The following is a 26,139-nucleotide window of genomic DNA, read 5'->3' on the forward strand; positions in this document are numbered from 1 at the left end:
ACTAGATCCCCAAATAGCTAATACAAATAGGAGTTTCAATGCCAAATAACAAAACGTCAAATACATTAAATTTAGTTTTTGTTTGGAGTAAAAATATACGTCTATTTCACTGGCTGAATGTTTTGTGTGTGTTTTTACTGATTTGCATTGGCTTAATTATTTTAAATGGTAAAGCGCTTGGTATAACTAACGATGGCAAAGTGCTGCTAAAAACCTGTCACGTTTTGATTGGCTATATCTTTTGTATCAATTTACTGTTTCGAATTGTATTAGGCTTCTTTGGTACTGGCTTCGAAAGGTGGGGTAAAACGTTAGCGTTTAATAAAGGCTTTGTTGCCGAGTTGAAGGCCCATAAACAAGAAACCGTCAAACATTATCAAGGTCATAATCCCATAGGGAAACTTATGGTAACTGCGATGTTAATGGCGCTTAGTGTTCAAATGGTTACTGGTTTAGTTATTGCAGGTACTGATATTTACTATCCACCTTTAGGTGGATATTTTAAAGAGCAGATTGCCATAGACAACACGCAAGTAGAATCGATTAAACCTTATTCGAAAGAGAACGTTGACGCTGAAAAATATCAACAAATGCGTGACCTACGATCACCATATATTACCATGCATGTTTATTCATTTTATCTGTTGTTATTGTTAATACCACTGCATATCGTTGGTGTTATTTATACTGAACGTAAAGAAAGGTCGTCTATAACTTCGGCTATGATCAGCGGTTATAAAACCTTACCAAAAGATTAACTTTTTTTAGCTTCACAAAACATGCAGTAAAGTTGCTGCAGTATTTGTTTGGCATCGTCATCAGCCAGTGCATAGTAAATGGTTTGGGCGTCACGGCGAGTACTTACCATGTCAGCGTTTCTTAGAGTTGCTAAATGTTGAGATAAAGCGGATTGCGCGAGTGGAATTTCATCATTTAATTGGCTCACAGAACGTTCACCGGCAACTAGATTACATAAAATCATCAGGCGATTCTTATTAGCTAACAGCTTCAAATAGGTTTCGGCTTTCTCAGCATTAACCAATAGTTGCTTCATCTCTGACATTTTTAGATAATTATTTGTGTTATTTTTAATAATTTTTAAGAGTATAACTATTCTGTGCTGATAACTATATCTGTTTTAGGAATGCAACAGCAAGGTAGCACTTCACCTTCGCGCACAAACGCTAGTGGCTCACCATTTATGTATTCAATTTCGCCTTGCTCAAGGGTGACTCTACAAGCACCACAAAACCCGTCGCGGCAATGATAGTGTATTTCGATACTATTGGATTCGAGGTATTCGAGCGTAGTTTTGAAAATAAGGTTGTCGAACTGTTCTTCGACAACCCTACCATCGATAGTAACTTTCTTACTCATTGATAGATATCAATTTAAAATATGAAAATAGAAACTTATAAGTCGAAATCATCAAAATCACTAGCATCAACGGCACTGTCAGTTTGACCTACCAGGTATGACGAAATCTCAGTTTCTTGTGGTGCTACTTGCACGTTATCACTCGATAGGTACGAGTTGATCCAAGGTAGTGGATTACTTTTGATCGCAAACTGCGGTTCATAACCTATTGCCTGTAAACGTTGATTTGATAGATACTCAATGTATTGTTTTAAAATTTCTGCATTAAGGCCAATCATTGAACCGTCTTTAAACAGGTAATCTGCCCACTCTTTTTCTTGTTCGATTACATCTAAAAATAACTCTAAGCCTTCTTGATGCAGCTCTTCTGAGATCTCTTGCATCTCAGGATCATCTTTGCCAGTGGCCCAAATATTTAAGATGTGTTGCGTAGCGGTTAAATGTACAGCTTCGTCACGAGCAATTAGCTTGATGATTTTAGCATTACCTTCAAGCAACTCGCGTTCAGCAAAGGCGAATGAACAAGCAAACGAAACATAAAAACGAATCGCTTCCAGTGCATTGGTTGAACATACTGAGCGATAAAGTGCTTTTTTAATTTCCCGTACTGTTACGACAACTTCTTCACCTTCAACAGTGTAAGTGCCTTCACCTTGAGATTGAAATAATTGCGTAAGTAGAATTACCCGGTCAAAGTATTTACTAATAGCACTAGCACGATTAAGGATGTTTTTGTTAATGACGATATCATCAAAAATCTCACTAGGGTCAGTGAATAGGTTACGTAAAATATGGGTGTAAGAACGTGAATGAATGGTTTCGTAAAATCCCCAGGTTTCAATCCAAGTTTCAAGCTCAGGAATAGACACAAGTGGCAACATACAAACATTCACACTACGTGCAGCAATTGAATCAAGCAATGTTTGATATTTTAAATTTGAGATAAAAATGTGACGTTCACTAGTCGTTAATGACTGCCAGTCAGCTCTGTCTTTAGAAATATCTACTTCTTCAGGGCGCCAGAAAAAACTTAATTGCTTTTCAATTAACTTTTCAAAAATAGGGTGCTTTTGTTGATCAAAACGAGAAACATTTACGGTTTGTCCCATAAACATTGGCTCTAAAAGTGGATCATTTTTAGTTTGGTTAAACGTTGAATACGACATGGTTACTCCCTGAAAACACCTCGTTTATGTCGTGAGATATTCGTGTTTCCATCTGTGTTAGCTATTAATTGTTATAAAACCGCAGAGGACTTTCATCACATCTGCGGTTTGTTCGAGCGGTTAGGGCTCTTAAATTTTACATGCACCGCCGGCACAATCATCATCACCATCAACCATGCTGTCGTCAGCACCGTCACGGGTATTATGGTAATACATGGTTTTAACACCAAGTTTGTAGCCAAGTAAGATGTCTTTTAAGATTTGTTTGATTGGCACTTTGCCGTTTTCAAATTTGTTTGGATCATAGTTAGTGTTTGCTGAAATTGTTTGGTCAACAAATTTTTGCATAATGCCAACTAATTCTAAATAACCGGTGTTATCAGGAATATTCCAAAGTAACTCGTAGTTATGTTTAAGCTTTTCGTACTCCGGTACAACTTGCTTTAACACACCATCTTTACTTGCCTTAACACTGATTAAGCCGCGTGGCGGTTCAATGCCGTTAGTTGCATTTGAAATCTGAGACGATGTTTCTGATGGCATTAATGCCGATACGGTTGAGTTACGTACACCATGCTCTTTAATGCTGGTACGCAGACCTTCCCAGTCTAGGTGTAAGCTTTCTGAGCAAATCTTATCAATGTCTTTTTTGTAAGTGTCAATTGGTAAAATGCCTTGCGATAAACGCGTTTCATTAAACTTAGGACACGCACCTTGTTCTTTCGCTAGGTTGTTCGACGCTTTCAATAAGTAAAATTGGATAGCTTCAAATGTTCTATGGGTTAGATTGTTTGCACTGCCGTTTGAGTAGAACACACCATTTTTAGCTAAATAATATGCGTAGTTAATCACACCTATACCCAACGTGCGTCTACCCATGGTAGCACTTAATGCCGCCGCTACAGGGTAGTCTTGGTAATCTAATAAATTATCAAGAGCACGCACTGCTAAATCAGCCAAGCCTTCTAATTCATCTAGGCTGTCAATCTTGCCAAGGTTGAATGCAGATAAAGTACAAAGTGCAATTTCACCGTTCTCATCATTGATATCGTTCATTGGTTTAGTTGGTAGGGCAATTTCTAAACAAAGGTTCGATTGACGAACAGGAGCTACGCTCGGATCAAATGGGCTGTGAGTATTACAGTGATCAACGTTTTGCAAATAAATACGGCCAGTACTGGCACGCTCTTGCGCGAATAAAGTAAATAATTCAATCGCTTTGATACGTTTTTTACGAATTGATTCATCATTTTCGTATTGCACATACAAGGCTTCAAATTTGTCTTGGTCTTCAAAAAATGCATCGTATAAACCAGGTACGTCTGAAGGGCTGAATAACGTAATGTAATCGCCTTTAATTAAACGTTGATACATGGTTTTGTTAAATTGTATACCGTAATCTAAGTGACGTACGCGGTTTTCTTCAACACCACGGTTGTTTTTAAGCACTAATAAGCTTTCTACTTCTAAATGCCACAAAGGATAGAATAACGTTGCTGCACCGCCGCGGACACCACCTTGTGAACAACTTTTAACAGCTGTTTGAAAGTGTTTATAAAATGGAATGCAACCAGTATGAAATGCTTCACCGTTACGTATCGAACTGCCTAAAGCGCGAATACGACCTGCGTTGATACCAATACCTGCTCGTTGTGATACGTACTTCACAATTGCGCTGGTTGTGGCATTTATAGAATCTAAACTATCGCCTGTTTCAATCAATACACAAGATGAGAACTGACGAGTAGGAGTACGAACACCGGCCATAATTGGTGTAGGTAATGAAATTTTAAAGCTGGAAATCGCGTCGTAAAAACCTTTAATGTACTCCAAACGTGTTTCGCTTGGGTATTTGGCAAATAAACACGCTGAAACTAGCATATATAAGAATTGCGCACTTTCGTAAATTTCACCCGTCACACGGTTTTGTACCAGATATTTACCTTCTAATTGCTTAACCGCAGCATAACTAAAGTTTTTATCGCGGTTATGGTCAATATAGCTATCTAACGTAGCAAATTCTTCTGCCGTGTAATCTTCGGTTAAATGCTTATCATATTTGCCCGCATCAACCATTTTGGTTACGTGCTCAAATAACGCCGGCGGTTCATATTTGCCGTAAGCTTTTTTACGTAAATGAAATATGGCTAAACGCGCCGCTAAGTATTGATAATCAGGGGTTTCTTCCGAGATTAAATCAGCTGCAGCTTTAATAATTGTTTCATGAATATCTTCAGTTTTGATACCGTCATAAAACTGAATGTGAGATTTAATTTCAACTTGAGAAACTGAAACGGAGTCTAGTCCTTCAGCTGCCCAGTCTATTACTTGATGGATTTTATCGAGATCGATAGGTTCTTTTTCACCATTACGCTTGGTGACAAAAAGGTTGTTATTCATGAATGACCTGTCTTTATAGTATTTATTAGTTTATAGATTTAATTATTTTTATTTTATTTTTACTAAGGCAAAGCGCAGTAATACTATATCTGCTTTCCTTGCTGTATTTCTATTCCCAATTAGCAATATGTAGAATTGCTAATAAAATGCACAACATGTTGGGGTTTTGTTTATGCTAAGTCACAAGGTAATGTGGTTTGGCTTTTAATGCAACCCCAACATATAGTGTTTTTTAAGTGGCTTTTTAACTTGTCTAATTTAGGTTAGTAGTAACTAACTTACTAAAGGCTACTATTGTACGAGCTGATTAAAAAGCAAGACATATTTTCAACTAAAAACTTTTTTTAAACCTTTTTAGCAATAAAAATAGAAGGCTTATAACATAAAATAATAACAAAAATAAAAATCTTTATAATCAGTGACTTATTGCTTCTGGTTAAACTTTAAACGACTTGTTTATTTAGTAATCTCTATTAACTCTAAGGGATTTGAAATAATGTGATCCGCTTGCCATTTTGAGCAGTCGTCGAACTGTTTTATATAGCCCCACTTTACTGCTACGGTTGTCATCAAAGCGGCATTACCAGCATCAATATCACGCTTAGCATCACCTAAATACCAAATATGTTCAGCTGAAATGCCAATTTCTTTACTCGCTAATAGCATAGGCGCAGGGTGCGGTTTTCGCTCTTTTATGGTATCGCCACTGATGTTTGATTGAGATTTTTTAAACTGCTTGAAATGTAACAATAACGGATCAGTTAAAAAGGCTGGTTTATTGGTGACAATTCCCCAAGGAATATTGGCCTGCTCAATTAAGGTTAACAGTTGTTCAATACCTGGAAATAATTGCGTGTGGTTGGCAATATTAGCTAAGTAATAATCGAGAAACTCTTGTCGAAGTACTTCTTTATCAAACCTACCAAGTTGTTGCTTAAAACCAAGTTCTAATAATGGATAAACACCGTCAGAAGCGACGAGTCGATATTCTTTACTCGAAACAACAGGGAACTCATAAACGTTCAGTAAATGGTTCAGCGCCGCACCTAAATCATCTGCGGTGTCTAAAAGGGTGCCGTCTAAGTCAAACAACACTCCCTTAGCTGCGCTTAACATTAACCCTGCTCGGGCATTTTAAAGGCAAGAATGTAATTAACATCTAAACCATCAGCTAACTTATGATTTTCAGTAATTGGATTATAGTGAATACCGCTGGCATCAAAGCATTTTAACCCGGCATTTTCAGCCCAAGTGATCAATTGTGATGGGCGAATAAACTTATCCCAGTCATGTGTTCCATCAGGAACAAGTTTTAACAGCTTTTCAGCGGCTAAAATAGCAAATAAATATGATTTAGTGGTTTTATTCAAGGTTGAGAAAAATACATAGCCACCAGGTTTTACCATTTGCGCACAGGCACGAACGATAGATTCAGGATCAGGCACATGTTCTAACATTTCCATACAGGTAACGACATCAAAGCTTTGCGTATTATCGTTAGCTTTTTGTTCAGCAGTAATTTTTTCATATTTTACCGTGATACCAGCTTCTAGGGCATGCAGTTTAGCCACATTTAATGGCTCAGTACCCATGTCTATACCTGTTACTTTTGCACCCAAACGAGCTAGGCTTTCCGCTAATATACCGCCACCACAACCAACATCGATAATTTTTTTGTCAAAAATTTCACCTACATGTGAAGTGATAAAATTTCGGCGCAAAGGGTTTATTTGATGTAACGGCTTAAAATCGCCATGTAAGTCCCACCATTGACTGGCTACTTTTTCAAATTTGGCTATTTCTTCAGGGTTTACGTTTAATTGTTCAGACATGATAATTATTTATACTGTTAAGATCTGTATTGATTCTATCTTAAAGCAACTAGAAAAGACAAAGCCAAATACAGAAAAATGGCTTCATCGAGATGTAAGAGTATTAAGCGACTACATTATTAACTATTCGATGCGATCGCCAATTTTGTTTAAAACGCTAACTTCGCCATCACATACCGCAATAATCGATTTGCCTTTTTTAAATTCGTCAGAAATTATGACTCGACCTTGTTCTTTTTGAGGAAATGTTGCAATTTCATGATTCAATTCTAATGAAGTGATGTCGTAATAAAGGATGGTGACGGTACGTTGTTTTAGTTTTGCCATTATTCTTCTTATTTATATTTACTGCTTACTTAATAGTACAGCCGAGTTGTTATAATTATGTTAACAAAACTATTTATATCGAACTAACTTCATTATGTAAACAAACTTAAGGATTTAAGTTAAAAAGAGGTGACAAAAACGGTGGTTTGGGGTTTAATAATTTGTACTGTTTACTTAGGTGCTAAATGGTTACATTTTTTGTGTAATTTATTTAAATCATCATCTAGTAATTTATAGGTTAAAGACGCACAATATTGTTTGATCAATTAGATTAACAATCTGTCGTCTTTATTCTAAATAAAGAAGTGCAGGGTAACTTATCTTTATGGTAATATTCTGCCTCGATAATAATAATTTTGAGCATTTTTGCTGACATTTAGGGAAAGCATCGTTTTATGACCGATCTGGCTAAAGAAATCGTTCCTGTCAATATTGAAGATGAGTTAAAAAACTCTTACCTTGATTACGCCATGAGTGTAATTGTTGGGCGTGCATTGCCTGACGTAAGAGATGGTTTGAAACCAGTTCATCGTCGTGTTCTTTATGCAATGAGTGCATTAGGAAATGACTGGAATAAGGGCTACAAAAAATCTGCCCGTGTTGTTGGTGACGTAATCGGTAAGTATCACCCGCATGGTGACACTGCTGTATATGACACTATCGTTCGTATGGCTCAGCCATTCTCCTTACGCTATATGCTAGTTGACGGCCAAGGTAACTTTGGTTCTGTTGATGGTGATTCTGCAGCGGCAATGCGTTACACCGAAATTCGCATGCAAAAAATCTCGCATGCAATTTTAGCTGACTTAGATAAAGAAACTGTTGATTTTGTACCTAACTATGATGGTCAGGAATACATGCCTGCAGTTATGCCTACTCGGGTACCAAACCTGTTAGTTAATGGTTCATCTGGTATTGCTGTTGGTATGGCAACAAACATTCCTCCGCATAACTTAACAGAAGTAATCAATGGTTGTGTCGCATTAATCGATAACAACGACATTACCGTTGATGAATTATTTGAATACATTCCAGCGCCTGATTTCCCAACTGCGGGTATTATCAGTGGTGTTGCCGGTATTCAAGAAGCATATCGTACTGGGCGTGGTAAATTAAATATCCGTGCTCGCGCTGAAATTGAAGTGCACGAAACAAGCGGTAAAGAAACCATTGTTGTGCATGAACTACCATATCAAGTAAACAAAGCTCGCCTAATTGAAAAAATGGCCGAGCTTGTTAAAGAAAAACGCTTGGAAGGTATTTCTGCCCTACGTGATGAGTCTGATAAAGACGGCATGCGTATGGTTATTGAAATTAAACGTGGTGAAGTAGGCGAAGTTGTTTTAAATAACTTATATAAGCTTACCCAAATGCAAGTATCTTTTGGTATGAACATGGTTGCTATTGATAATGGCCAACCTAAGTTATTTAACCTTAAAGAAATGCTTGAAGCGTTTGTACTTCATCGCCGTGAAGTTGTAACTCGTCGTACTATCTTCGAATTACGTAAAGCACGCGAACGTGCACATTTGCTTGAAGGTTTAGCGGTTGCGTTAAGTAACATTGACCCTATCATTGAGCTAATTAAAAACTCGCCAACACCTGCAGAAGCTAAAGAAGGCTTATTAAGTCAAGGTTGGACACTTGGTACTGTTGCTGAAATGCTTGAACGTGCCGGCGATGACGCTGCTCGTCCTGAGTGGGTTGAACCTGAGTTTGGTATTGTTGACGGTAAATATTACCTAACAATGCAACAAGCTCAAGCTATTTTAGACTTACGTTTACACAAGCTTACAGGTTTAGAACACGAAAAGATTCTAAATGAGTACAAAGAGTTATTAGAAATTATTGCAGAATTGTTGCATATTCTCGGTAGCCCAGAACGTTTAATGGAAGTTATTCGTGAAGAGCTGGAAGCAATACGTGATGAATTTGGTGATGAACGTCGTACAGAAATATCTCTTTCTTCACATGATTTATCACTTGAAGACTTAATCACTGAAGAAGATGTGGTCGTAACACTTTCGCATGAAGGTTATTGTAAATATCAACCATTGAGCGAATACGAAGCTCAGCGCCGTGGTGGTAAAGGTAAAGCTGCGACTAAGATGAAAGAAGAAGATTTCATTGAACGTCTGCTCGTTGCCAACACTCATGATACGATTTTATGTTTCAGTGACCGTGGTAAGTTGTACTGGCTGAAGGTGTTCCAGTTACCACTTGCTACTCGAACTGCACGTGGTCGTCCAATTGTAAATATTCTGCCACTTGAAAATGATGAAAGAATTACAGCCATTTTACCTGTGCGAGAATACGAAGATGACAAGTTTATTGTTATGGCAACAGCTGATGGTACGATTAAGAAAACGCCATTAACGGCATATTCTCGTCCTCGTGCTAATGGTATTATTGCCTTAAACCTTCGTGATGATGACACCCTAATTGGTGTTGATATTACCGATGGTACTAACGACATTATGTTGTTCTCTGATGAAGGTAAAGTTGTTCGTTTCAACGAGAAAAAACGTGACAGCGAAACAGGTGAAATAAAAATTGACCCTGAAACTGGTGAAGAGATCTGGGCATTAAAACCTATTGGACGTACTGGTACCGGTGTTAGAGGAATTAAGTTGGAAGGTGAACAAAAAGTTGTTTCACTTATTGTTCCTAAAACAGATGGCGCTATCTTAACCGTTACGCAAAATGGTTATGGTAAACGTACTGAGTTGGAAGAATATCCTGCGAAGAGCCGTGCAACTAAGGGTGTTGTTTCTATTAAAGTAAGTGATAGAAACGGTCCTGTTGTTGGTGCAGTACAAGTTGAAGATGCCGATGAAATTATGATCATCACCGATAACGGTACGTTAGTACGTACTCGCGTGAATGAAGTTAGTATCATTGGTCGAAATACCCAAGGTGTACGTTTAATTCGTACCGCAGATGACGAGAACGTTGTAGGTTTACAACGTATCGACGAAATCGAAGAGGAAGAAGAGTTACCAGCAGAAGAGGGCGGTGAAAACCCAACATCTGAAGGTAGTGAAGAAACCAGTAGTGAAGATTCGACAGAGGCTAGCGCAGATGCTGCCGATGATGAGTCTGAACCTGAAGAGTAACTTCAACTTCTAAACTTTAAAATGGGCGGTCTTTACCGCTCATTTTTATTTTAAAAGAGAGAAAACGAGAAACGAGAAACTAGAAACGAAGAGCAGGATTAGCTGAGTTCTGAGAATATATATTATGCTCAAAAGAAGTCGTAACTTTACCAATACTGTTTGCTTTTCGTTTCTCGATTCTAGCCTCTCGTTTCTTTGTATAATTTAACATCGTGAAATGGAACAAACCAAGATGACCGAAATCTATAACTTTTGCGCCGGCCCGGCAATGTTACCAAAGCCGGTAATGCAACGAGCTCAATCAGAATTTTTAAACTGGAATAACACCGGATGTTCGGTAATGGAATTAAGTCATCGCGGTAGCGAGTTTATGCAGCTTGCCAGTGACGCTGAAGCTGATTTACGTGAACTATTAAATATTCCAGATAACTACAAAGTACTGTTTTGTCATGGTGGTGGCCGTGGCCAATTTTCGGCAGTTCCACTTAACTTATTAGGCGCAGGTAAAACCGCAGATTATGTTGTTACTGGCTCTTGGTCTAAAAGTGCAGTAAGCGAAGCTGAAAAGTTTGGTAATATACGAGTCATTAATGCTGTTATCGAAGATGATGGCAAGAAAACAGTATTACCCTCAGAGCATTGGCGAATTAATAAGGATGCTGCATTCGTTCACTATTGCCCGAATGAGACGGTAGATGGTATTGAAATTTTTGAGATCCCTGAAACTGGCGATGTGCCGCTAGTTGCTGATATGTCATCAACAATCTTATCTCGCCCGTTAGACGTATCTAAGTTTGGTTTAATTTATGCCGGTGCTCAAAAAAACATCGGCCCTTCAGGTCTCACAATAGTTATTGTTCGTGACGATCTGATTGGTCAGCAGCAAATGACAACACCAGTTATTTTAGATTATAAAGTAACCAGCGATAACGGTTCAATGTTTAATACACCGCCAACTTACGCTTGGTATCTGGCGAGTTTAGTTTTTCAGTGGCTAAAAGATCTTGGTGGCTTAGATATGATGGCTAAATTAAATCAAGATAAAGCTCAATGTTTATATAACTACATCGATAGCAGTGAGTTTTATTACAATACTATTGCTGCTAATAATCGCAGCTCAATGAATATCCCGTTCTTTCTTAAGGATGACAGCTTAAATGCTGAGTTTTTAACAGAAGCTAAAGCAAATGGATTATTAGCCCTAAAAGGCCATCGAATTGTTGGTGGTATGCGTGCCAGTATTTATAACGCTATGCCGTTAGAAGGCGTACAAGCATTAGTTAGCTTTATGCAACAATTTGAGAAGAAGGTAGGATAAAGTGGAACAGTTAACATTAAACCCAATAGCCAAAATAAACGGTGAAGTTTTTTTACCTGGCTCTAAAAGTTTGTCTAATCGCGCATTGTTAATTGCTGCATTAGCAAAGGGGACAACTAAAATCACCAATTTATTGGTTAGTGACGATATCAGACATATGCTTAATGCTTTAAAAAGCCTTGGCATTGAATACACTTTAAGTGATTGCGGAACAGAGTGTACGGTTGTTGGTAACAATGGCTTTTTCAACACAGAAGAACCTTTAGAACTTTTTCTTGGAAACGCGGGGACAGCAATGCGCCCATTATGTGCCGCTCTTGCTGCAAGTTCTGGAGAATATGTATTAACGGGTGAACCTAGAATGAAAGAACGGCCAATTGGTCATTTAGGTGATGCGTTAGTACAACTTGGCGGTGATATAGAATATTTAGAAAATAAAGATTACCCGCCCTTAAAAATAAAGGGGAAGGAACTAACTGGAAGTTCAGTAAGGATTGATGGCTCAATCTCTAGTCAGTTTTTAACGGCAATTTTGATGGTTGCTCCTTTATTGCAAACGGATACTAATATATTCATTGACGGTGATTTGGTCTCTAAACCATATATTGATATTACCTTAGATATCATGCAAAGGTTTGGGGTTTATGTAGAAAACAATGACTATAAGTCTTTTACCATTAAAGGTATGCAATCATATCAAGCATTAGAGAAGTATATGGTTGAAGGTGATGCTTCCTCTGCGTCTTACTTTTTAGCAGCTGGCGCGATAAAAGGCGGCAAGATTACCGTTCATGGTGTTGGTAAGCTTAGTGTACAAGGCGATAAACACTTTGCTGATGTGCTCGAGAAAATGGGCGCAGAAGTTCACTGGGGTGACGAATCGATAACCGTTATAGGCAAACCGTTGCAAGCAATAGATATGGATATGAATCATATTCCTGACGCGGCAATGACCATTGCAACTACGGCACTTTTTGCTCAAGGTACAACAAGCATTAGAAATATTTATAATTGGCGAGTAAAAGAAACAGACCGCTTGAATGCCATGGCAACAGAGCTTCGTAAAGTCGGTGCAGAAGTGATTGAAGGTGATGATTATATTACAATCACGCCACCAGCTACTATTAAGCATGCTGAAATTGATACTTATGATGATCATAGGGTGGCAATGTGCTTCTCTCTTGTTGCTTTAAGTGAAAGCCCCGTCACAATTAATGACCCTAAATGTACGGCAAAAACATTCCCTGACTATTTTGAAAAGTTAGCGAAAGTTTCGTGCTAAAAATATTACAGAAAAATTTATTACGCGATTTTAAATTATAAATCCCGTATAATTTAGCCGATTTTCTATGTTAGGAGAAAAATGTATGCAGGAAAGCATTCCAGTTATTACTATTGATGGCCCAAGTGGCGCTGGAAAGGGAACTGTTGCAAGGGTTGTTGCTGAACAATTAGGTTGGAATTTGCTTGATAGCGGCGCGATTTATCGCGTGCTTGCCGTTGCTGTTCAACATCATAACATTGATGTTCAACTAGAAGACGCAATCATTCCACTTGCATCACATTTAGATGTTGAATTTATCAGCAAAAATGGCGAAGCAAGAATCATGCTTGAAGGTGAAGATGTGACTGATAATATCCGCACTGAAGAAGTTGGCGCTGTCGCATCAAAAGTTGCTGCTTTCCCACGAGTTAGAGAGGCATTGTTGCGTCGCCAAAGAGCTTTTAAAGAAGTACCTGGTTTATTAGCCGATGGAAGAGATATGGGAACGGTTGTATTTCCTGACGCAAAGGTTAAAGTGTTTTTAACTGCAACTGCAGAAGAAAGAGCAAATAGGCGCATGATTCAGTTGCAACAAAAGGGTGTTGATGTTAATATCGGGCGCCTTTTGAGCGACATACGTCAACGGGATGAGCGAGACCAAAATAGAAAGGTCGCGCCATTAGTCCCAGCCGAAGGAGCGTTAATTGTTGATTCTACTGAATTAACTATTGAGCAAGTGGTAGAGAAAATTCTCTTATTTGCCAATGATAAGTTATCTTAACTTATTGATTAACAAGAACTATTAATATATTTAGAGCTTACTGCACGGATGCGCGAAGCTAATTTAACTTACCCATGACACATGATGTGGATTGGACTAATAACTGAGTTTAATATACAAGTTATGATGGAAAATTTTGCACAGCTTTTTGAAGAAAGCTTAAAAGAAGTCGAAACACGCCCTGGTTCAATTATCAAAGGTACTGTTGTTGCTGTTAACAAAGACAACGTAATCGTTGATGCTGGCCTTAAATCAGAATCTGTTGTTTCAATTGATCAATTCAAAAGCTCTACTGGTGAAGTAGAAGTTGCTGTTGGCGATCAAATTGACGTATCTCTTAAAGCTACAGACGATGGTTTCGGTGAAACGATTCTTTCTCGTGATGACGCTAAACGTTTTGAAGCGTGGCAATTCCTTGAAAAAGCATACGAAGAAAAAGAAACTGTTATCGGTGTTATCAACGGTAAAGTTAAAGGCGGCTTCACAGTTGAAGTTAGCAATATTCGTGCTTTCTTACCAGGTTCATTAGTAGATGTACGTCCAGTACGTGACACTGCTCACCTTGAAGGTAAGGATTTAGAATTTAAAGTTATTAAGCTTGATCAAAAGCGTAATAACGTTGTTGTATCTCGTCGTGCTGTTATCGAAACTGAAAGCAGTGTTGAACGTGATGCATTACTTGAGTCTTTACAAGAAGGCCAAGAAGTTAAAGGTATCGTTAAGAACCTTACAGACTACGGTGCGTTCGTTGATCTTGGCGGCATCGATGGTTTACTACACATTACTGATATGGCTTGGAAACGCGTTAAGCACCCAAGTGAAATCGTTAACGTTGGTGACGAAATCCCAGTTAAAGTACTTAAGTTCGACCGTGAGCGTACTCGTGTATCTCTAGGTATGAAGCAGTTAGGTGAAGATCCATGGGCAGCTATCGCTAAGCGTTACCCTGAAGGTTCTAAACTTTCTGGTCGTGTAACTAACTTAACTGACTACGGTTGTTTCGTTGAAATCCAAGAAGGCGTTGAAGGTTTAGTTCACGTTTCTGAAATGGATTGGACTAACAAAAACATCCACCCATCTAAAGTTGTTAACTTAGGTGATGAAGTTGAAGTTATGGTTCTTGAAATCGACGAAGAACGTCGTCGTATTTCTCTAGGCCTTAAGCAATGTATCCAAAACCCTTGGGAAGCATTCGCTCAAAACTTCAATAAAGGCGACAAAGTTTCTGGTAAGATCAAGTCAATCACTGACTTCGGTATCTTCATCGGTCTTGACGGCGGCATCGACGGTCTTGTTCACTTATCTGATATTTCTTGGAATGGCGGAGAAGAAGTTGTTCGCGAATACAAGAAAGGTGATGAAATTTCAGCTGTTGTATTACAAGTTGACCCAGAGCGCGAGCGTATCTCTTTAGGTGTTAAACAAACTGAAGATGATCCGTTCAACATGTTCCTAGCTGACAATAAGAAAAACTCTATTGTTACTGGTACTGTTAGCGAAGTTGACGCCAAAGGCGCTAAAATCGATTTAGCTGAAGGTGTTGAAGGTTACTTACGTGTAGCTGACATTTCTGCTGATCGTATTGAAGATGCATCTACCGTTCTTAAAGCTGGTGACAGCGTTGAAGCTAAGTTTGTTGGTGTTGATCGTAAGAACCGCACTATCAGCTTGTCAATCAAAGCGAAAGACCAAGCAGAAGAGCGTACAGCTATGGATAACTTAAACCAAGTTGAAGATACTGGTTTAAGCGCAATGGCAGAAGCATTCAAAAACGCTAAAAACTAAGAATTATCAATGACTTTTAACTAAAATCAGTTAAAAATCGTTAAAATTTAAGTTTTATTTTAAAAGCCGCTAACACTAGCGGCTTTTTTGTGCTTAAATTATAGGGGTATCAAAATTTTATTTACGATAACTATCTGAAGCATAAACGATAATTATCGTAAGTAGTATGCAAAAGCCACTACAAAGTTGTAATCGTTAGTGCTATATTTCAAACATTAGAAAATGATAACGGAGTTAACATGACCAAGTCCGAGCTAATAGAAAAATTAATAGATAAGTTAGATCATTTATCTGCAAAAGATGTAGAAGTTGCGATAAAAGAAATTTTAGAAATGATGGCCGATACTCTGGAAAAAGGTGAGCGTATAGAGATCAGAGGTTTTGGTAGCTTTTCACTGCATTACCGTGCGCCACGCGTTGGCCGTAACCCTAAAACGGGTGAGTCAGTGGAGTTGACAGGTAAATATGTACCGCACTTTAAACCGGGTAAAGAGCTAAGGGAAAGAGTAAATCTTTCTATAGCATAAATATTGCCTGACAATAAAAACTGGGGTCAGAGTCAGGTTTATAATATTAAACCTGACTCTGACCCCAGTTTTTCAATTTTTTTTTTGCTGAAATTACTATCATTTAGCAATATACTGTAAATACATTAACAATAAATACCTATTTGAGAACATCAACTTGAAACTCTACTTATCGGTTTTAGTGCTTTTTATCTTTTTGGCAATTGCCTTTGTCTTTGGTACCCAAAATGAGCAAATCATAGAGCTAAATTATATCATTGCCCGCAGTAATATCAGTGTCGCCATGGCGGTAAGTATTTTTACATTTATCGGTTTTGTTATTGGTATGTTTACGATGTTTACCTTTATGATCAGTCGTCGTATTAAACGCTATAAACACAACAAGTCTGTAGCTAAACCTACTACAACTGAAGTTAGTCAATAACTCATGATTGAATTTCTTTTTCTTCTATTACCCGTCGCCTGGGGACATGGTTTGTTCATGGGACGTAATAGTATTAAGCAAAAAGATCAAAATGCCAAAGATTCACTCACCGTAAAATATTCTACCGGATTAAATTACCTACTTTCCAATCAACAAGATAAAGCAATGGAGTATTTGCTTGAAGCACTAAAAGTTGAAGATGATACGGTAGAAGCACATTTTGCTATGGCTAATTTATTTCGCCGCCGAGGTGAATTAGACAGAGCTTTGAAAGTGCATGAATACCTAGTACGTCAACCCATGTTGTCTGATAAAGAAAAGCAACAAGCGGTATTTGAACTGGGCCGAGATTTTTACAGTGCTGGTTTATATGACCGAGCTGAAAAGCTGTTTTTGAAATTATTAAAATCAAAGATGTACGGCTGTAAATCGCTGACCTACTTATTACATATATTTCAATCAACGAAAGATTGGGATAAAGGCATAGCCTTAGAAAAAGCAGTGTTAAAATCTAAAGATAAAAAGCTTAAGCACGTATTAGCCAATTTTTATTGTGAATTGGCAAATATCGCCATTTTACAAGATGAATACATTAAAGAACTTGAGTTATTACAAAACGCGCTAACCCTAGATCCTAAATCGAGCCGCGCGAACTTTTTAATGGCGCAAGTCTTTGAGAACAGTGAGCAGTTTAATAATGCTTGTCGTTGTTATCAGGAAATATTTTATCAAGATCAGGAGTTTTTTCCTGACGTTATTGATAAAATGCAGCAATGCTATCAGCGTAGCGATAATAATGATGATTTTTATCCTTTCATCAAAAAAGTTTTTGATAAAACCGGTAGTACAACAGCACTTATCAAATACCTTGAATATGTAGAGTTAACAAGCTCAAAAGAAAAAGCAGAAGAATACATTTTATCTGCATTAAATCGTCGCCCCACCATTCGTGGTTTTAAACATTTTGTTAAAATGCAACTTAATGACGGTAATGACGATAAAACCAATAAAAGTTTAGATGTGATCAAAGAATTGGTTGCAGCCTATTTAAAAATAAAACCACGGTACAGTTGTAAAAACTGTGGTTTTAACAGTACGGTTCATTACTGGTCTTGTCCATCGTGTCATGATTGGGAGCAATTAAAACCAGTAAGAGGCCTAGAAGGAGAGTAAATTTATGTCTGACGCCAAAGTAGTTGTGGCTCTAGATTTTGCAAAACAAAATGAAGCATTGTCATTTATCGATAAAATCCAACCAAGTGATGCTAAATTAAAAGTTGGTAAAGAGATGTTTACCCATTTTGGACCACAGTTTGTGACTGGTTTAGTCGATCGTGGTTTTGATGTGTTTTTAGATTTAAAATTTCATGATATTCCAAACACTGTTGCTAAAGCCGTTTCTGCTGCGGCAGACTTAGGTGTATGGATGGTTAATGTTCATGCCAGTGGTGGTTCTAAAATGATGAGTCAAGCCAAGCTTGCCTTAGACAGCTACGGCAAAGACGCGCCATTACTTATTGCGGTAACAGTATTAACTAGCATGTCAGCGCAAGATTTGATTGAACTTGGTATTAATGCAACACCAGAGCAGCATGTAATGAACTTAGCGCGCTTAACTCAACAAGCTGGCCTTGATGGCGTAGTATGTTCAGCTCAAGAAGCACAAATGCTAAAAACCAACTTAGGCAGTGACTTTAAATTAGTAACGCCTGGTATTCGTCCTGTAGGCGCTAGCGTTGATGATCAAAAGCGTATTATGACGCCACCACAAGCAATTGCTCTTGGTGTTGATTACTTGGTAATTGGTCGCCCAATTACTAAAGCCAGTGATCCACATCAAGTACTACAAGATATTAATCAATCTATAATTGTTTAGTACCTGATAAATAGAAAAACATATAATTAAAACGAAATTAAATTAGGAATACACTTATGCCAAAGGCTAGTGACGTTAAAAAAAATACAGCAATAGAACACAACGGTAAAGTGTTTATTGTCCGTGGAATTCATCGCTCTGTACCACAAGGTCGTGCTGGTGGTAGTTTATATCGCATGCGCCTTTACGATGTAGTAACTGGTGTAAAAGCGGATGAAACATTTAAAGACTCAGATATGTTAAACCTTGCTGACTTAACACGTCGTCAAGTGAGCTTTTCTTACCTCGATGGTGATGAATATGTATTTATGGACAATGAAGACTACACACCATACAACTTAAATAGTGAAAGTGTCAGTGATGAAATTCCGTTTATTACCGAAGCCACTGAAGGTATGGTTGTGATCCTTATTGATGACTCACCTGTTGCCGTTGAATTACCTAGCTCAGTTGATTTAGAAGTCACTGAAACTGACCCATCCATTAAAGGCGCATCAGCAAGTGCTCGTACTAAGCCTGCAACCTTATCAACGGGACTAGTTATTCAAGTACCTGAGCACATATCGACCGGCGACAAAGTTAAAGTAAACACCGAAGAACGTAAGTTTATGAGTCGTGCTTAGCAAGAATAATCGCTAATTATGACCAACAAACCAGCTTTATGCTGGTTTGTTACTTCAGGGGCGAAGGAATATCAATTTGCCATAAACAGTTTTAAAATTTATTTTCCCATACCTATGCTATTACTTTGCATATAGCTTAATAACTCTTGGCAATCCGCTCTATTTGATGTTTCTAATCCAGCCACCACGCCAAGTTGATCTGGCACACTTCTATGTTGACCTAGTTTTTCTTTACCGAGCATGTTAGTGATTTGAATACGAAATCCTTGAATTCCTTTTGCTAATTTTTTGCGATATTCAGCTGGAATAATGTTTTCATCATCAGTTATCTTAGGCTCAAAATGAGTAATCAACGCGGTTAAATCGTCAGCTGTTTCACTCTCGTCAACTAATTCTAAAATGCCTTCTACATGTACGGAGCTATAGTTCCATGTAGGCACTGCAGGGGATGATGCATACCAAGTAGGAGAGATATAAGCGTGGGGACCGGAAAATATGACTAATACTTTTTGCTTATCCAGTTCTTGCCAATGTGTATTTGCTTTGGCGAAATGGCCTTTTAATACACCAAATGCATTATCAGACTTTTCAAGAGCCATTGGCAAGTGTGAAGCATCCAGCCTATTTGAAACCAGTATGCCAAAAGCAAAGTCTGCAATAAATTTTTGCATTAAAGGTATAGAAGTCATTTGCCATTTATCCGGAACATGCATGTTTAAATTAACCTTTGATTTTGTTGTTAGAAATTAGCTGAAATATTTTACTTGCTGCATCTAAATGCAACCGTTATGTTAACAAGATAATAACAAATCTTAAATGGAAGTATTATGAGTATATCTACAATCGTATTTTGGGTTATTGTTGCCGCCGGGTTCTTTTTTGTGGTTGGAATATTTAACCAGTTAGTTGCGTTGAAAAACCGTTATAAAAATGGCTTTGCTCAAATCGAAGTGCAACTAAAACGTCGTTATGATCTAATCCCTAATTTGGTTGAAACAGCCAAAGCCTACATGAAGCATGAAAGTGAAACCCTTGAAGCGGTAATTTCAGCTCGTAACAGTGCGGCCAAAGGCTTGGCTGCTGCTGCTGCACAACCGGGCAACGCTAAAGCCATGAACTCTTTAATGGGGGCCGAGGGAGCTTTAATGGGGGCATTAGATAAACTCAATGTAGTAATGGAAGCTTATCCTGATCTAAAAGCTAATGAAAATATGATGCAAGTAAATGAAGAACTCATTACTACTGAGAATAAAGTAGGTTTTGCTCGCCAGGCATTCAATGATCAAGTTATGGCCTACAATACTTATAAGCAAAGCTTCCCGCAAAACTTTTTTTCTGGTCCATTTGGCCATCGCCCGGATGCTAGTTTATTAGAGTTTGCTGACAGTGCAGAAATCCAAGTTGCGCCCAAAGTATCTTTTTAACCTCTATCAATAATAGCATTTGTTTATGGATTTTTTTCAAGCTCAGCAATCTGCCCGTAAAAGCACCTCTCGTTTAGTACTGCTATTTTCTTTAGCAGTACTCAGCTTGATTATTATGACTAACCTGTTGGTAATGTTGCTTTTTGGTTATTTAGCAACAGAGGAGGGCGAGCCACTTTCTCTTAATCTGGTTTCTTCTCAATTTGATTGGCAAATATTTTTCTTTATTGGCATAACTGTTTGTTCGGTGATCTTTGCCGGTAGTGCTTATAAAAGCATGTCTTTAAGAAGTGGCGGTAAAACAATTGCTCAGGCACTAGGGGGGCGCCTTGCAACTCATAATACTCATGATATTAATGAAAAAAAGTTGCTCAACGTAGTTGAAGAAATGGCTATAGCTTCTGGCACACCTGTTCCGTCGGTATATTTATTAGAGCATGAACACAGTATCAATGCTTTTGCTGCAGGGTTTAAACATTCTGATGCTGTAATAGGCATTACCCGAGGTTGTATTGACAACCTTTCGCGGGAAGAGTTGCAAGGGGTTATTGCTCACGAGTTTAGTCATATTTTAAATGGTGATATGCGCTTAAATATGCGCTTAATTGGTGTTTTACATGGCATTTTATTAATGGGGTACATCGGTTACTACATCTTGCGCTCTGTTCGAGGTTCTAGAAAAAATACTTTGCCAATTATTGGTCTTGGGGCTGGTTTAGTGGTTATCGGCTTTGGCGGCAATTTCTTTGGGAATATGATCAAAGCGTCAGTTAGCCGACAACGTGAATACTTGGCGGATGCGTCGGCGGTGCAGTTTACCCGAAGTAAAGATGGCATTGCCGGTGCATTAAATAAAATTTCTAATGTGGGCTCTGTACTTGATAGCCCACAAGCGCCACAAATGAGTCATGCATATTTCAGTACGGGTGTTAGCTCCTTTGTTGAGTCAATGTTTGCCACTCATCCATCAATTAAAAAACGTATCAAACGAATTTCACCTTATTTTTTTATTAAACAAAAGGTAAATAAACAAGCCGAGAAAGAACAACAACAAAAACCTACGCAAGGCTCTCCATCTGTATCTTCGCCGAGAGATGTAATGTCGGGAGTCGTGAGCAGTGCTGTTATCGCTGAACAAATGATAAATAGTATTGGCAACGTTAATGAGCAACACATTAGTCATGCAAGCGCTCTTATAAGTGAATTACCTGAAACCATTCATCATGCGGTGCATGACATAGACCAAGCTAGAGCATTTATTTATTGTTTAGTTTTAAGCCCTAATAAAGAGGTAATGTACAAACAGCTCATGCGTCTTAAAAAAAATGGCGACCAAGATATTATTGATCATGTTTTGCGCTTACGAGAGCAGGTATCGCAGCTTCATACACGCTATCGTTTACCGTTAATTGATATGGTCATTCCTACTCTTAAACAGCTGACACAAGGTCGCTATGAATTATTTAAAGCTAATTTTTCATTCTTGATATTGGCTGATGATAAAATAGAATTGTTTGAATGGGTTTTACAAAAAATATTATTCAATCATTTAGACATTCAATTCAGTAGGAGTAATAAACGGAATAAGTACGCGTCACTAAAATCCAAACAAGTAGAAATTAACCTCTTGCTCAGCATGTTATTACATACTTATGTAAAAGGTCCATCTAGCATTAGCAAAGTAACTGAATTAATTGACTCTGAGGTAGGGCTTAACAACATTCAGTTACTGCACAAAGAAAGTGTTGAGCTTGCTAAGCTTAATCAAACATTCGAATCGTTATCTGAATTAGAGCCGCGGCTAAAGCCGAAAATAATAAAAGCGTGTTTACTAATAATAACTCAGGACAAACTGTTTTCGATTAAAGAGACGGAAATACTTAGAGCAATTGCAGCTCTACTCAATTGTCCAATGCCACCATATTTGCAAAATAAGCATGAACCTTAATGTTATCTGGTTGAATTTTACCAAGCTCACTAATTAACAGCTCATTTTATTTTTCCAAAAAGTAGATCACTTTATTAATGAATTCGCCATTAGATCTTTACTTTGGCCCCTTTTAAAGTTTTTGACATTAGATATTTTTCACCTAAACTTTTTAATAACCACAGGGTGTGGTTGTACCAACTCGGTATTATTTTACAATTTAATTAAATACGTAAAGGAATTACTTATGAAAATCTTAACTACCTCTTTATTGACTTTCGCCTTAACAATAACTCCAGCTTTAAATACTGCTTTTGCTAATAGTGAAGTTGTTGTCGGCGAGCAAAAAGTGTCAATGACTATCAATGTAAATAAAGCATCCGTTGAGCAACTTTCTGAGCTAAAAGGGCTAGGGCCTAAAAAAGCACAATCGATCATTGATTATAGAAATGAGAATGGACCTTTTACCACTGTCGCAGATCTGATGAATGTGAAAGGCATAGGGGTAAAATTTATTGAAAAAAATGCTAAGTATTTGGCTATATAGATCTGCTACGCATTTCTATAGTAACCACTACGTGGTAGTGTTTTTAGGCGGCTCCCCAATTAAGAGTGATGTGTTTTAAATAGCTGAAAAATAGAAAAGCCAGTCAAAATTTGACTGGCTTTAAATTTGTGTAGAACTAAAGCTTGTTTAGAGCTATAGGTTACTGAGCACTAGGCTTTGTCGGGCCAGCTGAGCTCTTGCTTGTTGCAAAGGCAGTAGTTGCTGACTTATTTGAACGAGTTACTTGAGTACGCTCTGCAATAGCTAGTGCAGCTGTTGGGATTGTTTGTTCGCCAACTGCAACTGCCACAGGTTTAGTCATTGGCGCATGCGCTTTGCCTTTTGCTGACTTAGCTGCAGCTTTAGCAACTTTTCCTTTCGGACTTTTCGCTTTAGTTGCTTTTACTTTAGTTGCTTTTACTTTTGTAGGTTTCGCTACAACTTCTTCAGCTTTAACTTCTTCAGCTTTAACTTCTTCAGCTTTAACTTCTTCAGCTACAACTTCTTCAGCTTTAACTTCTTCAGCTACAACTTCTTCAGCTACAACTTCTTCAGCTTTAACTTCTTCAGCTACAACTTCTTCAGCTACAACTTCTTCAGCTTTAACTTCTTCAGCTTTAACTTCTTCAGCTACAACTTCTTCAGCTACAACTTCTTCTGCTACAACTTCTTCAGCTACAACTTCTTCAGCTACAACTTCTTCAGCTTTAACTTCTTCAGCTACAACTTCTTCAGTTACAACTTCTTCAGCTTTAACTTCTTCAGCTTTAACTTCTTCAGCTTTAACTTCTTCAGCTAAAGGTAAGTCTTGTTGTTGCTCATTAACTTTATTATCAACTTCAACAGTAATGTCTTCTTCATTCGTTACTACTGGTTGTTCAACAAAGTCAGCAGGCGTTTCAAGATCTAAAGTCGTTTGAACTTCTTCACTAACACTAGGGTAACGTGCGACTATTGGATCTTCAGTTGTTCTTTCATCAACAATTGTATTTTCAATTTCAGCTTCTGTTGTATCTAGCTTTTCTTTACGGCGACGTTGGCCATGAGAGCGTAAGTGTCTTGGAGAACGACGATTTCTAACTCGTTGTTCTTTATCCTTGTTCTCACCGGTAACAGCATCTGTTTGTACATCGTTAATAGCAACATTCTGTTCAACAGGAGCTACTTTAACGGCAGCTTTATTTACTGCTTGCTCTGGTGCTGTAGTTTGTTGATTTGTAACTTGTTCGCTTTGATCTTGAACTCGTACTTTTTTGCGAGTGTTACGACGTTGACGACGCTCAGCTACCTTCGCTTCTTTTGGCTTGTCTTGCTGCTTTTTAGGCTGTTGTTTTTTAGGCTGACCAGCTTTTTGTTCTCTGTCTTTAACGTTGCGGTTATCTTTCTGGTTACGATTGTCTTTTTGATCGCGTTCACGATCTTGACCTTGGCCTTTATTACGACGCTGCTGATTACGTGGCTTACGGTTACGACGGTCACGGTTATCATGAGGTTTTCTATTACCTTGTGATGGTTTTTTCTCTGGCGCTTTTTCTTCTGTCGTAAATAAAGACTTAAAGAATGCTACGATACCAGCAAGTAAACCTGCAGAGGCTTGTTTTTGTACTGGTTTGTGAGCCGTTTTTGCTTTTTGTTTTACTGGCGCATTTGCTGGAGCTGGTTGCTTAGGCGCCGACATGCCTTGTAAAACAGGTTCATCACGCTTAATTGTTTCTTTTTGGAACTTAGGCATTACCGCTTCTTCAGCCGCAGTTTCGTTAAGCTTCATTTCATAACTGGCTTCGGCGGTTGTTTCATCATCACGTACACGCACAACTTCATACTGTGGAGTGTCCATGTCTCGGTTTGCTAAAATTAACACTTTAACATCATGGCTTTTTTCAATGTGGCCAACAGCGTTACGTTTCTCATTCAACAAGTAGGTTGCTACAGGTACTGGTACCTGAGCGTGCACTTGTGAAGTTTTATCTTTAATGGCTTCTTCTTCCATTAAACGTAAAATTGATAATGCTAAAGATTCAACACCACGTACATTACCTGTACCACTACAACGTGGACAAACACCTTGGCTTGTTTCACCAATTGAAGGGCGTAAACGTTGACGCGACATCTCTAATAAACCAAATTTTGAAATGCGGCTTAATTGAATTCGAGCTCTATCTGGGCGAACTGCATCACGCATGCGGTTTTCAACTTCACGCTGGTGACGAACTGGTGTCATATCAATGTAATCAATAACAACTAAACCACCTAAATCGCGAAGGCGTAATTGACGAGCAATTTCTTCTGCGGCTTCCAGGTTGGTATTAAATGCCGTTTCTTCAATATCACTACCTTTTGTTGCTCGGGCAGAGTTAATATCAATTGAAGTTAATGCTTCTGTTGGGTCTATTACAATAGAACCACCTGACGGTAAACGTACTTCACGCTGGAAGGCAGATTCGATTTGTGACTCTATTTGGTAATGAGTAAATAAAGGTACATCACCTTTATAAAGTTTTACTTTGCTTAAAAAATCAGGACGCACCAATTGGATATGTTGTTTAACACTATCGAAAATTTTAGGGCGATCAATAACTATTTCACCAATGTCTCGACGTAAATAATCACGAATTGCTCGTAAAATAACATTTGATTCTTGGTGAATTAAAAATGGTGCTGGTTTTGAAGCTGCTGCTTCTGATATAGCAGCCCAATGTTTAAGTAAAACGTTTAAATCCCACTCAAGTTCATCATAAGCTTTTCCTACACCAGCAGTACGAACGATTAAGCCCATACCTTTAGGTAAGTCTAATTTACTTAATGAATTTTTTAACTCTGTACGTTCATCACCTTCGATGCGACGAGAAATACCGCCAGCACGTGGGTTATTCGGCATTAAAACTAAGTAACTACCGGCTAAAGAGATAAAAGTAGTAAGCGCAGCGCCTTTTTGACCACGTTCTTCTTTATCAATTTGAACAATAACCTCTTGGCCTTCACGTAACACGTCTTTAATGTTTGGGCGACCTTGAAAACTATAACCTTGTGGGAAGTAACTGCGTGCAATTTCTTTCATTGGTAAGAAACCATGGCGATCTGCACCATAGTCAACGAAAGCTGCTTCTAAAGATGGCTCTACACGGGTAATAGTACCTTTGTAGATGTTAGATTTTTTTTGTTCGTGACCAGGGCTTTCGATATCTAAATCGTATAGGTTCTGGCCGTCAACTAGTGCTACGCGGAATTCTTCCGATTGTGTAGCATTGATTAACATGCGTTTCATATTTTTGTGACTCTGTGTATTAATAAGTCACAACATAAGGTTGAGCAAAAAAGCTAGCAATTAGCACTTTTATCGGTGCCGTATAGCAAGGTAAACAGAGGGTTGGCAGCCTCACGGATGTCAACTCCCTAAAACTCGGGACTGTTATCTTTTAATTTAA

23 protein-coding genes are annotated in these 26,139 nt (G+C 38.2%); 14 read left to right on the top strand and 9 right to left on the bottom strand.

What is annotated here, in order from left to right; translation table 11 throughout:
• The first annotated feature begins 38 nt into the window (after nt 1-38).
• The gene (locus tag RI844_RS01500) at nt 39-758 is read left to right on the top strand and encodes a cytochrome b/b6 domain-containing protein (protein ID WP_348396715.1); all 720 of its coding nucleotides are present in this window, start codon (nt 39-41) and stop codon (nt 756-758) included.
• Here RI844_RS01500 and RI844_RS01505 read toward each other — a convergent pair.
• From RI844_RS01505 to RI844_RS01535, 7 genes are all read right to left on the bottom strand, one after another.
• Nucleotides 755-1,054, bottom strand: a complete 300-nt coding sequence (locus RI844_RS01505) for an ArsR/SmtB family transcription factor (RefSeq protein ID WP_348396716.1) — start codon at nt 1,052-1,054, stop codon at nt 755-757. The two genes, RI844_RS01500 and RI844_RS01505, sit on opposite strands and share 4 nt — an antisense overlap.
• Nucleotides 1,055-1,110: 56 nt before the next feature.
• A complete protein-coding gene (yfaE, locus tag RI844_RS01510) occupies nt 1,111-1,377 on the bottom strand; it encodes a class I ribonucleotide reductase maintenance protein YfaE (protein ID WP_348396717.1) in 267 nt (88 codons plus the stop codon).
• 35 nt (nt 1,378-1,412) lie between these two features.
• Nucleotides 1,413-2,543 (bottom strand): class Ia ribonucleoside-diphosphate reductase subunit beta, encoded by a 1,131-nt coding sequence (gene nrdB / locus RI844_RS01515; RefSeq protein WP_348396718.1) that lies wholly within the window; start codon nt 2,541-2,543, stop codon nt 1,413-1,415.
• Nucleotides 2,544-2,672: 129 nt separating this feature from the next.
• Nucleotides 2,673-4,943 carry a class 1a ribonucleoside-diphosphate reductase subunit alpha gene (gene nrdA / locus RI844_RS01520; RefSeq protein ID WP_348396719.1) on the bottom strand — a complete coding sequence of 757 codons (2,271 nt, stop codon included), beginning with the start codon at nt 4,941-4,943 and terminating at the stop codon, nt 2,673-2,675.
• Between the two features lie 456 nt (nt 4,944-5,399).
• Nucleotides 5,400-6,059, bottom strand: a complete 660-nt coding sequence (locus RI844_RS01525) for an HAD family hydrolase (RefSeq protein ID WP_348396720.1) — start codon at nt 6,057-6,059, stop codon at nt 5,400-5,402.
• Nucleotides 6,059-6,775, bottom strand: a complete 717-nt coding sequence (gene ubiG, locus RI844_RS01530; RefSeq protein WP_348396721.1) for a bifunctional 2-polyprenyl-6-hydroxyphenol methylase/3-demethylubiquinol 3-O-methyltransferase UbiG — start codon at nt 6,773-6,775, stop codon at nt 6,059-6,061. Before ubiG ends, RI844_RS01525 begins: the two co-directional genes overlap by 1 nt.
• A 123-nt stretch (nt 6,776-6,898) precedes the next feature.
• Nucleotides 6,899-7,102 carry a TIGR02922 family protein gene (locus tag RI844_RS01535; protein WP_348396722.1) on the bottom strand — a complete coding sequence of 68 codons (204 nt, stop codon included), beginning with the start codon at nt 7,100-7,102 and terminating at the stop codon, nt 6,899-6,901.
• A gap of 395 nt (nt 7,103-7,497) precedes the next feature.
• On the opposite strand from RI844_RS01535, the gene gyrA reads away from it, so the two are divergent.
• From gyrA to efpL, 10 genes are all read left to right on the top strand, one after another.
• Nucleotides 7,498-10,218 carry a DNA topoisomerase (ATP-hydrolyzing) subunit A gene (gene gyrA / locus RI844_RS01540; protein WP_348396723.1) on the top strand — a complete coding sequence of 907 codons (2,721 nt, stop codon included), beginning with the start codon at nt 7,498-7,500 and terminating at the stop codon, nt 10,216-10,218.
• Nucleotides 10,219-10,450: 232 nt separating this feature from the next.
• Nucleotides 10,451-11,536, top strand: a complete 1,086-nt coding sequence (serC, locus tag RI844_RS01545; RefSeq protein ID WP_348396724.1) for a 3-phosphoserine/phosphohydroxythreonine transaminase — start codon at nt 10,451-10,453, stop codon at nt 11,534-11,536.
• Nucleotide 11,537: 1 nt separating this feature from the next.
• On the top strand, nt 11,538-12,818 hold the full coding sequence (aroA, locus tag RI844_RS01550) for a 3-phosphoshikimate 1-carboxyvinyltransferase (RefSeq protein WP_348396725.1): 1,281 nt from the start codon (nt 11,538-11,540) through the stop codon (nt 12,816-12,818).
• Nucleotides 12,819-12,903: 85 nt separating this feature from the next.
• Entirely contained in the window at nt 12,904-13,581 is a 678-nt protein-coding gene (gene cmk, locus RI844_RS01555; protein WP_348396726.1) for a (d)CMP kinase, read from the top strand.
• A gap of 123 nt (nt 13,582-13,704) precedes the next feature.
• Complete coding sequence (gene rpsA, locus RI844_RS01560) at nt 13,705-15,366, top strand: 30S ribosomal protein S1 (protein ID WP_348396727.1); 1,662 nt, start codon at nt 13,705-13,707, stop codon at nt 15,364-15,366.
• Nucleotides 15,367-15,605: 239 nt separating this feature from the next.
• Nucleotides 15,606-15,893, top strand: coding sequence for an integration host factor subunit beta (ihfB, locus tag RI844_RS01565; protein ID WP_348390000.1), 288 nt, complete (start codon nt 15,606-15,608; stop codon nt 15,891-15,893).
• Between the two features lie 157 nt (nt 15,894-16,050).
• Nucleotides 16,051-16,317 carry a LapA family protein gene (locus tag RI844_RS01570; protein WP_348396728.1) on the top strand — a complete coding sequence of 89 codons (267 nt, stop codon included), beginning with the start codon at nt 16,051-16,053 and terminating at the stop codon, nt 16,315-16,317.
• 3 nt (nt 16,318-16,320) lie between these two features.
• On the top strand, nt 16,321-17,490 hold the full coding sequence (gene lapB / locus RI844_RS01575) for a lipopolysaccharide assembly protein LapB (RefSeq protein WP_348396729.1): 1,170 nt from the start codon (nt 16,321-16,323) through the stop codon (nt 17,488-17,490).
• Nucleotides 17,491-17,494: 4 nt separating this feature from the next.
• Nucleotides 17,495-18,193, top strand: a complete 699-nt coding sequence (gene pyrF, locus RI844_RS01580) for an orotidine-5'-phosphate decarboxylase (RefSeq protein ID WP_348396730.1) — start codon at nt 17,495-17,497, stop codon at nt 18,191-18,193.
• A gap of 56 nt (nt 18,194-18,249) precedes the next feature.
• A complete protein-coding gene (gene efpL / locus RI844_RS01585) occupies nt 18,250-18,816 on the top strand; it encodes an elongation factor P-like protein EfpL (RefSeq protein ID WP_348396731.1) in 567 nt (188 codons plus the stop codon).
• Between the two features lie 98 nt (nt 18,817-18,914).
• Here the strand turns inward: efpL and RI844_RS01590 are convergent, their stop codons facing one another.
• Nucleotides 18,915-19,529, bottom strand: coding sequence for an FMN-binding negative transcriptional regulator (locus RI844_RS01590; protein WP_348396732.1), 615 nt, complete (start codon nt 19,527-19,529; stop codon nt 18,915-18,917).
• 114 nt (nt 19,530-19,643) lie between these two features.
• Here RI844_RS01590 and RI844_RS01595 point away from each other — a divergent pair, with 114 nt between their 5' ends.
• From RI844_RS01595 to RI844_RS01605, 3 genes are all read left to right on the top strand, one after another.
• Nucleotides 19,644-20,240, top strand: coding sequence for a LemA family protein (locus RI844_RS01595; RefSeq protein WP_348396733.1), 597 nt, complete (start codon nt 19,644-19,646; stop codon nt 20,238-20,240).
• A gap of 25 nt (nt 20,241-20,265) precedes the next feature.
• The gene (locus RI844_RS01600) at nt 20,266-22,188 is read left to right on the top strand and encodes a M48 family metallopeptidase (protein WP_348396734.1); all 1,923 of its coding nucleotides are present in this window, start codon (nt 20,266-20,268) and stop codon (nt 22,186-22,188) included.
• Between the two features lie 226 nt (nt 22,189-22,414).
• Nucleotides 22,415-22,714 (top strand): ComEA family DNA-binding protein, encoded by a 300-nt coding sequence (locus RI844_RS01605; protein WP_348396735.1) that lies wholly within the window; start codon nt 22,415-22,417, stop codon nt 22,712-22,714.
• A gap of 160 nt (nt 22,715-22,874) precedes the next feature.
• Here RI844_RS01605 and rne read toward each other — a convergent pair whose 3' ends face one another.
• Entirely contained in the window at nt 22,875-25,979 is a 3,105-nt protein-coding gene (gene rne, locus RI844_RS01610; protein ID WP_348396736.1) for a ribonuclease E, read from the bottom strand.
• Between the last annotated feature and the right edge of the window lie 160 nt (nt 25,980-26,139).

Source organism: Thalassotalea fonticola, from assembly GCF_032911225.1.
Lineage (GTDB): Bacteria > Pseudomonadota > Gammaproteobacteria > Enterobacterales > Alteromonadaceae > Thalassotalea_A > Thalassotalea_A fonticola.